This is a genomic window from Sphingomonas sp. TREG-RG-20F-R18-01, from assembly GCF_022662475.1.
GTDB lineage: Bacteria > Pseudomonadota > Alphaproteobacteria > Sphingomonadales > Sphingomonadaceae > Sphingomonas.
Genome location: NZ_JAKNQQ010000001.1, coordinates 708,585 through 723,981 on the forward strand (window position 1 = coordinate 708,585; position 15,397 = coordinate 723,981).

Genomic DNA, 15,397 nt, shown 5'->3' on the forward strand with positions numbered 1-15,397 from the left:
CTCGAGGGACATGAACATGGATAATCGTCCACGGATGATCGCCGCCGCCCTGCTCCCGGCGCTGCTGCTGGTCGGCTGCGCGGGCACGAAGAACCGCGGGCTCGAATCGGTGCATCAACCGGTCGTCAGCCGTTCCACCTATGCGCTCGACGTCGCGACGGCGGGCGACGGCCTTGCCCCGGGCGAACAGCAGCGGATCGCCGGCTGGATGGCGTCGCTTCGGCTCCGCTATGGCGACGAGGTCGGGATCGAGGACCCCGGTTCCTATGGCAACGGCGGCAACGGTGTCCGCGACGCGGTCGCGAGCGAAACCGCGCGTTATGGCCTGCTGCTGTCCGAGAACGTGCCGCTGACCGACTCGGCCGTGCAGCCGGGGACGGCGCGGATCGTGATCAGCCGGATGACGGCCAAGGTTCCGGGCTGCCCGGACTTCAGCCGCGTGCGTTCTCCTGAATTCGAGAGCAACACCTCGTCGAACCAGGGCTGCGCGATCAATGCGAACATTGCCGCGATGGTCGCCAGCCCGGCGGATCTGGTGCGCGGCCAGACCGGGCGCCTGGTCACCGACCCCGCCACCGCGGACCGCGCCATCGACATCTATCGCAAGGCGGCTCCGACCGGCGGCGGCGGCACCACCCTGAAGGTCCAGAGCAGCGGAGCAGGCAGCAAATGAACGCACCCTTCAACCCCGGTCGCATAGGCGTGCGCGATCCGTTCGCCGCCTATGTCTGCGACGAGACCACCGCCGAGACGTTGCGCCCCGTCGCGGTCGAAATGGGCTGGGCGCCCGAGAAGGTGAACAAGGGTGGCCTGCGCAACGCGGTCCAGTCGCTGTCGGTCTCCGCCTCCCCGCAGATCCTGTTCGTCGACCTGTCCGAGAGCGGCGATCCGCTCAACGACATCAACGCGCTCGCCGAAGTGTGCGAGCCGGGCACGGTCGTGATCGCGGCGGGCCAGGTCAACGACGTGCGGCTGTACCGCGATCTCGTCGTCAGCGGGATTCAGGACTATCTGCTCAAGCCGCTCAGCCCCGACATGCTGCGCGATGCCTTCACCCACGCGCAGGCGATGCTCAATGCGCCCAAGGCGGTCGAGGCCTCGACGGAACGGCCACACATCTCGACCTGCTTCATCGGCGCGCGCGGCGGCGTCGGCGCGTCCACCATCGCAACGTCTGTCGCGTGGATGATGAGCGAGAAAGGCGCACGGACCACCGCGCTGCTCGATCTTGACGTCCATTTCGGCACCGGCGCGCTTTCGCTCGACCTGGAGCCCGGGCGTGGCCTGACCGATGCGATCGACAATCCAAGCCGGATCGACGGGCTGTTCATCGAACGCGCGATGGTCAAGGCGAGCGAGCGTCTGTCGGTCCTGTCGGCCGAAGCACCGATCAGCACGCCGGTCATGACCGACGGCACCGCTTTCTATCAGCTGCAGGAGGAAATGCGCGCCGCGTTCGAATGCACGATCGTCGATTTGCCGCGCGGGATGCTGGTGCAGCATCCGCATCTGATGACCGATATCCAGGTCGCGGTGATCGTGACCGAACTGACGCTCGCCGCCGCGCGGGACACGATCCGGCTGCTGTCGTGGCTCAAGTCGAACGCGCCGCAGACCCAGGTCGTCGTGGTCGCCAACAAGATGCAGGTCGCCGCCCAGCTCGAGATCAGTCGCAAGGATTTCGAGGGCTCGATCGAGCGCAAGATCGATTACGCGATCCCCTTCGACCAGAAGCTCGCCGCCCAAGCGGCCAAGCTCGGCAAGCCGATCGCCGAGGCGGGCAAGACGTCCAAGACCATCCTGCCGCTCACCGATCTCGCCAAGAATCTGATGGCGGTCGGCGATCTCGCCGAATCGATCGACAGCGGGACCAAGTCCAAGGTCGCCACCAAGGGGACGTCGCTGATCGGCAAGTTCAGCCTGAAGACGATGGCCGGGCGATCGGCGAAGAAGAAATGATCCGCGGCCCCTCCCCCCGCCCGGCGGCCCCGGCCCTGCGACGGGATAGTTAGCGTCATGCAGCTGCTCCCGATCCTTTCGCTGGGCATCGGCGCGCTGGCCATGCTGGCGTTGCTGGCAGTCGCCTTTGCCGGGCCCAATGCCGAACGCGCGCGGACGCGGCGGCTGGGGGCAGTACGCGCGCGCCACAGCGAGTCCGGCAGCGTACTCGCGGATGCGCAGTTGCGGCGCATCGCGACGGCGCGCAGCAACCGCATGGATGTCGCGGCGGCGCGCTTCCTGCCCAACCCGGCGCAGCTCAAGAAGCGGCTGGCGATGACCGGCAAGACCTGGACGGTCGGTCAGTACGGGATGGCGACGCTCGGCATCGTGGTCGTCGTGACCGTGCTGCTGGCGTTTCTCCGGCTCCCGTTGCTGCTCGCCCTGCTGCTCGGGGTCGTCATCGGTGCCGGCGTCCCGCACATGGTGGTCGGCTTCACGATCAAGCGCCGGATCGGGAAGTTCACCGCGAAATTTCCCGATGCCATCGAACTGCTGGTCCGCGGCCTGCGCTCCGGCCTGCCGATCACCGAGACGATCTCGGTCGTCGCCAATGAGGTCGATGGTCCGGTCGGGGTCGAGTTCAAGGCGATCACCGACAAGATGAAGATCGGCCGGACGATGGACGCCGCGTTGCAGGACACCGCCGACCGGCTCGGCACGCCTGAATTCCAGTTCTTCTGCATCACCATCGCGATCCAGCGCGAGACCGGCGGCAACCTTGCCGAGACGCTCGCCAATCTTGCGACCGTGCTGCGCATGCGCAGCCAGATGAAGCTGAAGATCAAGGCTATGTCGTCTGAATCCAAGGCGTCCGCCTATATCGTCGGGTCGCTGCCGTTCATCGTCTTCACGATGATCTGGATGATCAATCCGCCGTACATGGCGAATTTCTTCGTCGATCAACGCCTGATGGTGACCGGCGGCGTCGGGATGCTGTGGATGGGGATCGGCGCGTTCATCATGAGCCGCATGGTCAGTTTCGAGATTTGATGATGAACCCCGTACCCACTGGCCCGGTCGTCCTTGGCGTCGACGTCTTCACTGTGGCGACGCTGCTCGCCGGGGTCGCGGCCTTCATGGTGTTGCTGGCGATCTATGCCGTCACCACCGTGCGCGACCCGATGACCAAGCGCGTCAAGGCGCTGAACGACCGGCGCGAGCAGCTGAAGGCGGGGATCACCGCCTCGACCAAGCGGCGCGCCAAGCTCGTTACCAAGAACGAGACGACCGACCGGATCAAGAGCCTGCTCTCCAACCTGAAGGTCCTGCAGGACAGCCAGGTCAAGGCGGCGCAGATCAAGCTGATGCAGGCCGGGATCCGCTCGAAGGAATATGCGGTCGCGGTCATCTTCGGGCGCCTCGTGCTGCCGCTGACCTGGGGCGTGCTGGGCCTGTACCTGGTCTATGGTACCGACCTGCTGCACGGCTGGACGCCGTGGAAGATGTACGCGATCGTCGCCGGCAACTTCATCCTGTCGTACAAGGCGCCCGACCTCTATCTCGACAACAAGATCACCAAGCGGTCGCAGGCGATCCAGAAGGGCTTGCCCGACGCGCTCGACCTGCTGGTGATCTGCGCCGAAGCCGGGCTTACCGTCGACGCCGCGTTCAACCGGGTCGCGCGCGAGCTGGGCAAGGCCTATCCCGAGCTCGGCGACGAATTCACGCTGACCGCGATCGAGCTCGGCTTCCTCAACGAGCGGCGCCAGGCGTTCGAGAACCTCGCCTCGCGCGTCAAGCTGGACGCGGTCAAGGGGGTCGTCACGACCATGGTGCAGACCGAGAAATACGGCACGCCGCTGGCGTCCGCGCTGCGTGTGCTGTCGGCCGAATTCCGCAACGAACGCATGATGCGCGCCGAGGAAAAGGCGGCCCGCCTGCCCGCGATCATGACGATCCCGCTGATCCTGTTCATCCTGCCCACGCTGTTCATCGTCATTCTCGGCCCGGCGGCCTGTTCCATCGCGGACGCGTTCAAATAAGGGTCAGCCCCTGCGCGACGGGACCGCGCGGGGCACCCCTGTCACCCCGGCAGGGGCAGAGGCAGAGGCAGGGGCCGGGGCCGGGCAGCCGGCGCGCGTACCGGGCATTCCGGACAAAACCCTGCGGCCCCGGCCTTCGCCGGGGTGACGGGTGCTTTTGCCTTCTCCGGGAGGACGGCGGAGGGGCGGCGCTCGCCCCTTCCGCACCCGCCGCTCCGCATCCACCTCAGTCGCGCTTCGCCAGCGCCGCCTGTGCCGCCGCGAGCCGCGCGATCGGCACGCGGTACGGCGAGGCCGAGACGTAATCGAGCCCGACCTTCTCACAGAAAGCGATGCTTGCGGGATCGCCGCCATGCTCGCCGCAGATGCCGAGCTTGATGTCGGGCCGCGTCTTGCGACCTCGCTCTGCCGCCATCGCGATCAATTGCCCGACGCCCTCGACGTCGAGGCTGACGAACGGGTCGCGAGCATAGATCCCGCGCTCGACATAGGTCCCGAGGAACCGCGCGGCATCGTCGCGGCTGACGCCGAGCGTCGTCTGGGTCAGGTCGTTGGTCCCGAACGAGAAGAACGCGCCGACCTCGGCGATCTCGTCCGCCATCAGGCAGGCGCGGGGCAGTTCGATCATCGTGCCGACATGGTAGTCCAGCGTCGTACCGGTCTGCTCGAACACGATCTGCGCCGCCTTGTCGACGACCGTCTTCATAAGCTCGAGCTCGCGCCGCGTGCCGACCAGCGGGATCATCACCTCGGGGATCGGCGCCGCACCCGAGCGCTGCGCCACATCGACCGCCGCCTCGAAGATCGCGCGCGCCTGCATTTCGTAGATTTCAGGATAGGTCACGCCCAGTCGGCACCCGCGATGACCGAGCATCGGGTTGAATTCGTGCAACTCCTGCGCCCGCCGCTTGAGCACGTCGACCGCGATTCCCGCGGCTGCCGCCACATCCGCGAATTCGGATTCTTCGTGCGGCAAGAATTCGTGGAGTGGCGGATCGAGCAGACGGATCGTCACCGGCAGACCCGCCATCACCTCGAACAGCTGCACGAAATCCGCGCGCTGCTCGGGCAACAGCTTGTCGAGCGCGGTGCGGCGACCGGCTTCGTCCTCGGCCAGGATCATCTGGCGGACGTTGGTGATGCGCTCGGCATCGAAGAACATGTGCTCGGTCCGGCACAGGCCAATCCCCTCGGCCCCGAACTCGCGCGCGACCTTGGCGTCGAGCGGGGTCTCGGCATTGGCGCGGACCTTGAGGCGGCGCACGCCGTCCGCCCAGACCATCAACGCCGCGAAATCACCCGACAGTTCGGGCTGAACGGTCGGGACTTCGCCCGCCATCACCTCGCCGGTGGTGCCGTCGATCGTCACCATGTCGCCCGCCTTGATCGTGCGCTCGCCGACCCGCATCGTGCCCGCCTTGGCATCGATCGAAATCGACCCCGCGCCCGAGACGCACGGCCGCCCCATGCCACGAGCAACGACCGCGGCGTGGCTGGTCATCCCGCCGCGTGCGGTAAGGATGCCGCGTGCCGCGTGCATCCCGTGAATGTCCTCAGGCGACGTCTCGGTGCGGATAAGGATCACCGAATCGCCGGCATTCGAACGTTTTTCGGCAGTATCGCTGTCAAAAACGGCATGGCCCGACGCCGCACCCGGCGATGCGGGGAGCCCCTTGGTCAGCACGTCGCGCGTTGCCTTGGGGTCGAGCGTCGGATGGAGCAGCTGGTCGAGCGCCATCGGATCGATCCGCGCGACCGCTTCCTCGCGCGTGATCAGCCCCTCGTTCGCCATGTCGACCGCGATCTTGAGCGCGGCCTTGGCGGTGCGCTTGCCCGAGCGGGTCTGGAGCATCCACAGCTTGCCCTGCTGCACGGTGAATTCGATGTCCTGCATGTCGCGGTAATGCGTTTCGAGCAGGTCGAACACTTTCGCCAGCTCGCCATAAACTTCGGGCATTGCCTCTTCCATCGAAGCGGGCTTGGCCCCTGCCGCCTCGCGCGCGGCGACGGTCAGATATTGCGGGGTGCGGATGCCGGCGACGACGTCCTCGCCTTGCGCGTTGATCAGGAACTCGCCGTAATAAGCGCGCGTGCCGATCGAGGGATCGCGGGTGAAGGCGACGCCGGTCGCCGACGTCTCGCCCATGTTGCCGAACACCATCGCCTGGATGTTGACCGCGGTGCCCCAGCTGGCCGGGATGTCGTTGAGGCGGCGATAGACTTTCGCGCGTTCCGACTGCCACGAACCAAACACCGCGCCGACCGCGCCCCAGAGCTGGTCATGCACGTCCTGCGGGAAGGGCTTGCCCCATTGCTGCTCGACGAGGCCTTTGTACTCCGCGACGAGCGCGCGCAGATCGTCTGCGCTGAGATCGGTGTCGAGGAAATAGCCGCGATCTTCCTTCGCGACTTCAAGCGCTTCCTCGAACGCGCCATGGTCGAGCTCGAGCACCACGTCCGAATACATCTGGATGAAGCGGCGGTAGCTGTCCCACGCGAAGCGCGCATCGCCCGAGGTGGCGGCAAGGCCCTCGACGGTCTGGTCGTTGAGCCCGAGGTTGAGGACGGTGTCCATCATCCCCGGCATCGAGGCGCGCGCCCCGCTCCGGACCGAGACGAGCAGCGGGTCGGCGGCGTCGCCGAACGTCTTGCCGGTAATGCCTTCGATATGTGCGATCCCGGTGGCGACTTCGTCGCGCAGGCCCTGCGGAAACTGGCCGCCCTCATCGTAATAGACCGCGCAGAAGTCGGTCGAGATGGTGAAGCCCGGCGGGACCGGCAGGCCGATCGATGCCATCTCCGCCAGATTCGCGCCCTTGCCCCCCAGCAAATTCCGGTCGCCCTTGCCACCATCGGACACCCCGCCGCCGAAGCGGTATACGTACTGAGTCATGCGTCTTCCCTCTAACAGGTTGAATTCGCTGGGGAGGCGATTGGAAGGTTAGGCTAAGGTCAGGCTCGAAGCGATTGCATCACCCCTCGATCCGCGAAAAGTCTGCGACGTTGTGCACTGCAGCACGGACGCGGTCGAGCAGTGCGAGACGGGCCGTGCGCTTTTCGGGCGCGGGGTCGTTGACGATCACGGTTTCAAAGAACGTATCGATCGGTGCCCGCAAACTGGCGAGCGCGGCCATCGCGGCTTCGAAGTCCTCGCGCGCGATCGCCGCGGTGGCGGCGGGTTCGGCGGAGTCGAGCGCGGTGGCGAGCGCAGTCTCTGCTGGTTCGGGCGTGTAGGACAGCGAAACCTTCTCCCTCTCCCCGCTTGCGGGGAGAGGGTCGGGGAGAGGGGCAGTATCGGGCGATGGCGCTTGTGGCAGCCCCTCTCCCCGGCCCTCTCCCCGGAGGGGAGAGGGAGAAGAAGGAACGCCCTCTTTCTTCAGGATATTCGCGGCGCGCTTGTAGCCGGCGAGGAGGTTGGTGCCGTCCGCGGTCCCGATGAACTTCTGCAACGCATGGACGCGCGCGAGCAGGCGCACCAGATCATCCTCCCCACCGAGCGCGAACACCGCGTCGATCAGGTCGTGGCGGACGCCGGCTTCGCGTTGCTGGACTTTTAGGCGGTCGGCGAAGAAGGCCGGAAGGTTGGCGAAGGCCACCTGTATCCCGGCTTGGTGTACAGCGAATGCGTCATCAGGCATGCCTTTCCAGCACTTTTGCCGAGTCAGGCCAGCGAGACCGCGACTGATCCATTCCCAAAGGCTCAGCCGCAAATCGTTCTTCACGAGCAATTCCAGAATGCCGAGCGACGCTCGGCGCAAGGCGAACGGATCTTTGGAACCGGTAGGCGGCATGTCAGCGTAGAAAAACGCGACAAGCGTATCCAGCTTGTCCGCCAGCGAAACCGCCACCGTCACCGGATCGGTCGGCACGTCATCGCCCTGCCCGACCGGCTTGTAGTGATCGCGGATCGCGGCGGCGACGCGGGGGTCTTCGCCTTGGGCGGCGGCGTAATAGCCGCACATCAGGCCTTGCAGCTCGGGGAATTCGCCGACCATGCCGGTGACGAGATCTGCCTTGCAGAGCAGGGCCGCGCGGTGCGCCAGATTGGCGAGCTCTTCCTTTAGCCCCTCCCCTTCAGGGGAGGGGTTGGGGTGGGGCGGTTCAGCAATCTGGCCTTCGGAAGCAGGCACGGCCCCACCCCCAACCCCTCCCCTGAAGGGGAGGGGCTTTATGACGCCCTCTTCGATCAGCCAGCGTGCCAGTTTCGCAACGCGCTCAACCTTGTCCGCAACCGTGCCCAACTTCTCGTGGAACACGATCCGGTCGAGCTTCTCCGCCTGCGCCTCCAGCGGCACCTTCAGATCGGTCTCGTAAAAGAACTTCGCATCCGACAGCCGCGCGGCGAGCACCTTGCGGTTGCCCTCGACGATCTTCTCGCCGCCATCCACCGCATCGATATTGGCTGTGCACACGAACGCATCCGCCAAAGCACCGCCGGCATCGCGGCACACGAAATACTTCTGGTTCACGCGTGCGGTCAGCTGGATCACCTCGGGCGGCACGCTGAGGAACGAAGCATCGAAGCGCCCCAACAAAGGCACCGGCCATTCGGTCAGCCCGGCATTCTCGGTCAGCAGCCCCTCGTCCTGGACCAGCTCGAGCCCCGCCTTGCGCGCGGCCATCGTCGCGCCGAGCGCGATGATCTGGCGGCGTTCGGCCTGGTCGACGATCACATGGCAGGCGCGCAATTTCTCGACATAATCGTCCGCCGAACCGATCGTGATGATCCCCGGATGATGGAAACGATGACCGACGGTGGCGGCACCGCTGGTGATCCCGGCGATCTCGACCGGCACGATCTCCTCGCCGAGCAGCGCGACGATCCCCTGCAGCGGGCGGACCCAGCGGAGCGATTCCATCGTGGTCGACGCCCCGCCCCAGCGCATCGCCTTGGGCCAGGGAAAGGCGCGGATGATCGCGGGGATCGCTTCGGCGAGCACGCCGGTGGTGGCGCGACCCTCACGCTCGACCACGGCGAACAGCACGCCGTCGCGCTCGACCAGTTGCTCGCGCGTGAGGCCGGTCTTGCGGAGGAAGCCTTCGAGCGCCTGCGGCGGCGCGCTGGCCTTGGGGCCCTTGGTTTCCTCGGACACCGCGGCCGTCTCCAGCGGGAGACCGCGGGCGATGAGCGCGAGGCGGCGGGGGGTGGCGTAGGTGACGAGCTCGGTCGCGGCGAGACCGGCTTTCGCCAGTTCGGCGGCGAACAGCTTGGCGAGGTCCTCGCGCGCGCGGTCCTGCATCCGCGCAGGGATTTCTTCCGAGCGGAGTTCGAGGAGGAAATCGGTCATGCGGGCACCGTTGGGAGGTTATGCGCCGTCGTGGAGAAGGATTGGCTCGCACAAAGGCACAAAGACACGAAGGGAAGAAGGCGGAGAAGTCGACGGTCGTCGGCGCTCAGAGCCGAGCGCAGCTCTATTGCAAAGCCGGAAGCAGACCGACCGGCGGACACGAAGCGCAGCATCTTCGTGCCTTTGTGGCTTTGTGCGAGAAAACCCTTCTTCTCCCGCAAAGCCACCGAGCCACCGAAAAAGAAAATGTCTGCGGCGCGGATCACGCCGTCCACCCCGGATAGGCGTCCTGCCACGCAGGCGTGTGCTTTTCGATCCACGCCTGGCAGCTGCCCTTCGCGAGATCGCGCACGCGGCCCATATACGCCTGCCGTTCGGCGACCGAGATGACCCCGCGCGCCTGCAACAGGTTGAACACGTGGCTCGCCTTGATCGCCTGCTCGTAGGCCGGAATCGGCAACCCCGCCGCGAGGCTGTTCTCGCATTCGGCGACATGCTTACGGAACGAATCGAACAGGCTGTCGGTGTCCGCCACTTCGAAGTTCCAGGTCGACATCTCGACCTCATTCTCGTGGAACACCTCGCCATAGGTCACGCCCGCGTCGTTGAACGCGAGGTCGTAGACGCTGTCCTTGTCCTGAATGTACATCGCGAGCCGCTCCAGCCCATAGGTCAGCTCGCCCGCGACCGGCTTCATGTCGAACCCGCCCATCTGCTGGAAATAGGTGAACTGGGTAACTTCCATCCCGTCACACCAGACTTCCCAGCCAAGGCCCCAGGCGCCCAGCGTCGGCGACTCCCAATCGTCCTCGACGAAACGGATGTCGTGCTTCGTGAAATCGATCCCGATCGCCGCGAGCGAGCCGAGGTACAGCTCCTGCAAATCAGCGGGGCTGGGCTTCAGGATCACCTGATACTGGTAATAATGCTGAAGCCGATTGGGGTTCTCGCCATAGCGGCCGTCGGTCGGGCGACGGCACGGCTGGACGAAGGCCGCGTTCCACGGTTTGGGGCCGAGCGCGCGCAGCGTCGTGGCGGTGTGGAACGTGCCTGCCCCCATTTCCATGTCATAGGGTTGCAGGATCAGGCATCCCCTATCGCTCCAATAGTCATGGAGCGTTAGGATCATCCGCTGGAAGCTCATCGGGCGGTCGGTCATGATGGCGAGGCTTTGGCGCAGTGCCGCAAGGGGGTCAACGCCTCATCGGATGCTGTTAACCCGGGCCGGTTTAGACGATAGCGCGACAGCCACCGAACCGCGCCATGGAATTTCCCGCATGAAGATCATCCGCACGCTCCTTCCGTTGACCATGCTGCTGCTGGCAAGCGCCGCGCCGGCGCAGGTCGCGGCATCCGCCCCGGCGACCATCCCCGCCGATCCCGCGCTGTGGGTCGTGAAGGACAAGGACACGACCGTGTATCTGTTCGGGACGGTGCATGCGCTCAAGCCGCATCTCGGCTGGTTCGATTCGGCGGTGCGCAAGGCCTTCGATTCGAGCGGGCAGCTGATGCTCGAAATCCCCCTGCCCGATCCGGCCACCGCGCAGAAGGTGGTGCTGCCGCTCGCAACCGACACGACGGGCGTGCCGCTGACGCAGAAGCTCCCCGCGGGCGACCGCGCGGCCTATGCCGCGGCGATGACCAGGCTCGGGATCCCGCCCGCCGCGCTCGAGAAGTTCGAGCCGTGGTTCGTCGCGGTGACGCTGTCGCAACTCGCATTGCAAAAGGCCGGGTTCAGCGCCGCCGACGGTGCCGAGGCGACGCTCACCGCCGCCGCCACCGCGCAGCACAAGCCGATCGCGGGGCTCGAGACGCTGCAGCAACAGCTCGGCTATTTCCACGGCCTGTCGCAGGCCGACCAGGTCGCTTTCCTCGTGTCGAGCGTAAAGGACATCGACAAGTTCGACGGCATGATCAACGCGATGCTCGACCGCTGGAAGGCGGGCGACGCCGAGGGGCTGAGCGCGCTGATGAACGAGGACCTGACCAGCCAGCCCAATTTGTACCGCGTACTGCTGGTCGAGCGGAACGCGCGCTGGGCGACGTGGATCGCGCAACGGATGAAGACGCCGGGGACAGTGTTCATCGCGGTCGGCGCGGGGCATCTCGCCGGCAAGGACAGCGTCCAGGCGCAGCTCGCGAAATACCGGCTCAAGGCCGTGCGCATTCCCTATTGATGCGCTGGCGGGCGGGCCTGGTCGCGGTCGCGCTGCTGCTGGCGGGGTGTGCGCGGCCGGCGCCGCCCGTCGACGCGCGGCCCGCGCTGTGGCGCGTGTCGGACGCGGCCACGACGATCTGGCTGATCGGGACGATCCACGCGCTGCCGCCGCAGGTGCGGTGGGAAACGCCCACGGTTCGCGCGGCGATCGCGGCGGCGGATACGCTGGTGCTCGAGGTGCCGCCTGCCGCCGGCGACGCGCATGCGCAGTTCGAGGCGATGGCGCGCGCGCCGGGCCTGCCGCCGCTGTCGGCGCGGGTCGCGCCGGCGGACCGGGCGCTGCTGGCGCGGGGGATTGCGGCGGCGGGCCAGTCGGCGGGGGACCTGCAGGGGTATAGGACGTGGGGGGCGGCGCTCGTGCTCGGTTCGGCTGGCGGGCATGTCAACGATGCTTCCGGAGATCTGGGCGTCGAGCCGGTGCTGGCCGAGCGGTTCCGCGGCAAGGCGATCGGCGCGCTGGAAACGCGCGCGGGGCAATTGCGGTTGTTCGATCGCCTGCCCGAAGCGTCGCAACGCACGCTGCTGCGGGATGCTGCGCAGGACGCCGTCGATCCGGCGCGGGGGTATCGGATGCTGCTGTCGGCCTGGATGGCGGGCGACGCGCGCGCGCTCGCCGCTACGCTCGAGTCGGTGCGACGCGATCCGGTGCTGACAAATTCGCTCATTGTCGCGCGCAACCGGCGCTGGGCCGGCGCGATCGTCCGACGGATGGCGCGGCCCGGGCGCGTGCTGGTGGCGGTGGGGGCTGGGCATCTGGTCGGGGCGGGATCGGTGGTCGACCTGCTGCGCGCGCGCGGCGTGAAAGTGGATCGATTACAATGACTCGGAATGTAGACGCGGCTTGAACAACGCCGTCACCTCGGCGCAGGCCGGGGCCGCCATGTTAGGGGGTAAAACCGGCGATACCGCACCCAGCCGTCTCGCTGCGCCCGGATAACCACACGGCGCCGGCCTTCGCCAGACCTCTGCGAAAGTCCGTTTACGGATTCTTCGATTGCTGTTTTCCCGCGAAGGCGGGAATCCAGAGTCAAGCAAAACAACGGCTTACAGTACTCGCGACTCCTGGACTCCCGCCTTCGCGGGAGAACACGTATGGTTTCGCAGAGGTCTCGCCTTCGCCGGAGTGACGGACATCGGTTTTTAGGCCCACCGCGCCTTTCCCGCCATCTTGCCTTTTCCGGCTCGCTCCCCTATGCGCTCGCGCTTCGGTCAGGGTCATCCCTGGAGGCTTGGCCGGAACATACCACTTCAAGTATTTCGGAGCATTGCAATGAGCGAACAGATGACGCTCGCAGCCGAGACGCGCGAACAGGTTGGCAAGGGAGCCTCCCGTTTGCTTCGTCGTGAAGGCCGCGTCCCCGCCGTAATCTACGGCAACAAGCAGGAACCCCTGTCGATCCATGTCGAGGAAAAGGCGCTGATGCGTCTGCTCAACACGGGTCACTTCATGAATTCGGTCGTCATGCTCGACGCCGGTGGCCAGCAGGTTCGCACCCTGCCGAAGGACGTCACCTTCGACGTCGTCACCGAGCGTCCGGTCCATGTCGACTTCCTGCGGATCGGCGCGCATTCGACCGTCACCGTCAGCGTCCCCGTCGTGTTCACCGATGAAGACGACGCGCCCGGCATCGCCAAGGCCGGCGGCGTGCTCAACGTCACGCGTCACGAGATCGAGGTCGTCTGCGACGCCGCCGAGATCCCCGGCGAGATCACCATCTCGCTCGCAGGGCTCGAAGTCGGCGCATCGATCCACATTTCGGACGTAAAGCTGCCGAACGGCGTCGAGCCGTCGATCTCGGATCGCGACTTCGCGATCGCCACGATCGTGCCGCCGACCGTCCCGACCGTCGAGGACGAGGAACTGGAAGCAGCGGTTGCCGAAGCGCAGTCGGCCGAAGCCGAAGCGGAAGCTGCTGAAGAAGCCGCCGCCGAGGACGACAAGGCCGAGGACGACAAGGCCGAATAAGCCTGTCTGCTCCTTCCTGCGCGCAGGGAGGGTCGGGAAAGGGGACAGTCTGCGGCGTGCGCGTCCGGCAGGCTGTCCCTTTTTCGTGCATGCGCGACGGGTTCCTCCTGGCCATTCGGTTTACGCGTGCGTCACCCCGGCGAAGGCTGGGGCCGCCGGATTTGGGGCAGCCGTTTCGCAAAGCAACAGGACTGCCCCGGCCTCCGCCGGGGTGACGCGCGAGGCGCACAGGCGCTATGGTCCAGCGCGCGACAAACGGACTGAGCGATACAGAGGTAGGGACCGCGACACATGCAACTCTGGGCCGGTCTCGGAAATCCCGGTGCGCAATATGCGCTCAACCGGCACAATGTCGGGTTCATGGCGGTCGACACGATCGCCGAGATGCACGGCTTCGGCAGCGTCAGGAAGGCGTTCCAGGGCTGGACCCAGGACGGCCGGATCGGCAGCGAGAAGATCCTGCTGCTCAAGCCCGCCACCTTCATGAACGAAAGCGGCCGCAGCATCGGCGAGGCGATGCGCTTCTACAAGCTGACGCCCGCCGACGTCACCGTCTTCTACGACGAACTCGATCTCGACCCGTTCCGCGTCAAGGTGAAGACCGGCGGCGGTGCTGCCGGGCATAACGGCATCCGCTCGACCGCGCAGCATATCGGCGAGGACTTCCGGCGAGTCCGCATCGGGATCGGCCATCCCGGGCACAAGGACAAGGTGTCGCCTTATGTGCTCGGCAATTACGCCAAGGCCGAGCTGGATCCGTTGAGCGACGTGCTCGGCGCGATCGCGGCCGAGGCGTCGTGGCTGGCGACGGGCGACGACCAGCGGTTCATGAGTGACGTGGCCTTGCGCCTGGCGCGGTAGCTCGGCTGCTTCCTTCTCGCTTCCTCTTCCTCTTGCTCTCCACTTCCCCGGCGAAGGCCGGGGCCCAGTCGCGAAGGTCGGAGTAACGACGCGCCACCGCCGCCGTTGACGGCCCTCTCCTGGGCCCCGGCCTTCGCCGGGGAAGGGCAGCCGGGGGAAGCCGCAAGCCGACCGAAGAAAAAGCGCCTCCGGCATCCGCTTGCGCAACCGATCGCTTGGCAACGGCGGCGCACTGGAGGATAGGCAGCCCATGAAAACCTCCCCGGTCCGCAGCCTTTTCGCAACGCCGTTCTACGACGGCAAATTGAAGGACGCGGCGCTGGTGGCCGAGCTCGACCGGTCGTGCCGGATGCTCGCCGAGGACGATCGCGCCGGGCGGAGCTGGTCCAAGGCGCATGGCTATCGCGGCTACACCTCCTATGCGTCGCTCGACGATTTGCCGATGCGCGACCCGGCGTTCGGGGATCTCGTCAAGCTGCTCAACAAGCATGTCGCGAAGTTTGCCGAAGCGTGCGCGTTCGATCTGCAGGGCGGCAAGCTGAAGCTCGACAGCCTGTGGGTCAACGTGATGAAGCCGGGGGGCACGCATTCGGGCCACGTCCATCCGCATAGCGTCATCTCGGGCACGGTCTATATCGCGGTCCCCGAGGGCGCGGGCGCGCTGAAGCTCGAAGACCCGCGGCTGCCGATGATGATGGCCGCGCCGCCACGCCTCGGCGATGCGCGCGAGGACCAGCGCAGTTTCGTCTATGTCGCGCCCGAGGCGGGCAGCGTGTTCCTGTGGGAAAGCTGGCTGCGCCACGAAGTCGCGCCGGGCACCGCGAAGGCAGAGCGGATCAGCATCAGCTTCAACTATCGCTGGTGATGCTTCCGCTCGCGTCACCCCGGCGAAGGCCGGGGGCGGTCGGGTGGCTGGCGAGATACCGCGGTTCGCGTATTCCGCCTGGCGGCCCGGCCTTCGCAAGACCTCTGCGAAAGTCCGTTTACGGACCCTTCGATTGGTGTTTTCCCGCGAAGCCAGGAATCCAGAATCAAGCAAAACAACGGCTTACAGTACTCGTGACTCCTGGACTCCCGCCTT

The 15,397-nt window shown here is 66.4% G+C and carries 13 protein-coding genes; 9 read left to right on the top strand and 4 right to left on the bottom strand.

Annotated features, from left to right (window positions below):
• The first annotated feature begins 10 nt into the window (after window positions 1-10).
• Genes L8K25_RS03665 through L8K25_RS03680 form a run of 4 tightly spaced genes read left to right on the top strand, consistent with a single transcriptional unit; the run spans window position 11 to window position 3,983 of the window.
• Complete coding sequence (locus L8K25_RS03665; protein WP_242137535.1) at window positions 11-673, top strand: CpaD family pilus assembly protein; 663 nt, start codon at window positions 11-13, stop codon at window positions 671-673.
• Window positions 670-1,959 (top strand): pilus assembly protein CpaE, encoded by a 1,290-nt coding sequence (locus L8K25_RS03670; protein ID WP_242137536.1) that lies wholly within the window; start codon window positions 670-672, stop codon window positions 1,957-1,959. Before L8K25_RS03665 ends, L8K25_RS03670 begins: the two co-directional genes overlap by 4 nt.
• 57 nt (window positions 1,960-2,016) lie before the next feature.
• Window positions 2,017-2,991 carry a type II secretion system F family protein gene (locus tag L8K25_RS03675; protein WP_242137537.1) on the top strand — a complete coding sequence of 325 codons (975 nt, stop codon included), beginning with the start codon at window positions 2,017-2,019 and terminating at the stop codon, window positions 2,989-2,991.
• A gap of 2 nt (window positions 2,992-2,993) precedes the next feature.
• Window positions 2,994-3,983, top strand: coding sequence for a type II secretion system F family protein (locus L8K25_RS03680; protein ID WP_242137890.1), 990 nt, complete (start codon window positions 2,994-2,996; stop codon window positions 3,981-3,983).
• A gap of 226 nt (window positions 3,984-4,209) precedes the next feature.
• Here the strand turns inward: L8K25_RS03680 and ppdK are convergent, their stop codons facing one another.
• The 4 genes from ppdK to L8K25_RS03700 form a co-directional block, all read right to left on the bottom strand.
• A complete protein-coding gene (ppdK, locus tag L8K25_RS03685) occupies window positions 4,210-6,876 on the bottom strand; it encodes a pyruvate, phosphate dikinase (protein ID WP_242137538.1) in 2,667 nt (888 codons plus the stop codon).
• A 79-nt stretch (window positions 6,877-6,955) separates the two neighbouring features.
• On the bottom strand, window positions 6,956-9,271 hold the full coding sequence (glyS, locus tag L8K25_RS03690) for a glycine--tRNA ligase subunit beta (RefSeq protein ID WP_242137539.1): 2,316 nt from the start codon (window positions 9,269-9,271) through the stop codon (window positions 6,956-6,958).
• Window positions 9,268-9,537 (bottom strand): hypothetical protein, encoded by a 270-nt coding sequence (locus L8K25_RS03695; RefSeq protein ID WP_242137540.1) that lies wholly within the window; start codon window positions 9,535-9,537, stop codon window positions 9,268-9,270. The genes glyS and L8K25_RS03695 overlap by 4 nt, the downstream gene beginning before the upstream one ends.
• Window positions 9,534-10,430, bottom strand: a complete 897-nt coding sequence (locus tag L8K25_RS03700) for a glycine--tRNA ligase subunit alpha (protein ID WP_242137541.1) — start codon at window positions 10,428-10,430, stop codon at window positions 9,534-9,536. Before L8K25_RS03700 ends, L8K25_RS03695 begins: the two co-directional genes overlap by 4 nt.
• A 118-nt stretch (window positions 10,431-10,548) precedes the next feature.
• Here L8K25_RS03700 and L8K25_RS03705 point away from each other — a divergent pair, with 118 nt between their 5' ends.
• The 5 genes from L8K25_RS03705 (at window position 10,549) to L8K25_RS03725 (ending at window position 15,181) form a co-directional block, all read left to right on the top strand.
• Window positions 10,549-11,448, top strand: coding sequence for a TraB/GumN family protein (locus tag L8K25_RS03705; RefSeq protein ID WP_242137542.1), 900 nt, complete (start codon window positions 10,549-10,551; stop codon window positions 11,446-11,448).
• On the top strand, window positions 11,448-12,311 hold the full coding sequence (locus L8K25_RS03710; RefSeq protein ID WP_242137543.1) for a TraB/GumN family protein: 864 nt from the start codon (window positions 11,448-11,450) through the stop codon (window positions 12,309-12,311). Before L8K25_RS03705 ends, L8K25_RS03710 begins: the two co-directional genes overlap by 1 nt.
• Window positions 12,312-12,759: 448 nt before the next feature.
• Window positions 12,760-13,455: a 50S ribosomal protein L25/general stress protein Ctc gene (locus tag L8K25_RS03715; protein WP_242137544.1), complete on the top strand. Its 696-nt coding sequence runs from the start codon at window positions 12,760-12,762 to the stop codon at window positions 13,453-13,455.
• 291 nt (window positions 13,456-13,746) lie between these two features.
• Complete coding sequence (gene pth, locus L8K25_RS03720) at window positions 13,747-14,316, top strand: aminoacyl-tRNA hydrolase (RefSeq protein ID WP_242137545.1); 570 nt, start codon at window positions 13,747-13,749, stop codon at window positions 14,314-14,316.
• 250 nt (window positions 14,317-14,566) lie between these two features.
• Window positions 14,567-15,181, top strand: a complete 615-nt coding sequence (locus L8K25_RS03725; protein WP_242137546.1) for a TIGR02466 family protein — start codon at window positions 14,567-14,569, stop codon at window positions 15,179-15,181.
• The last annotated feature ends 216 nt before the right edge of the window (window positions 15,182-15,397 follow it).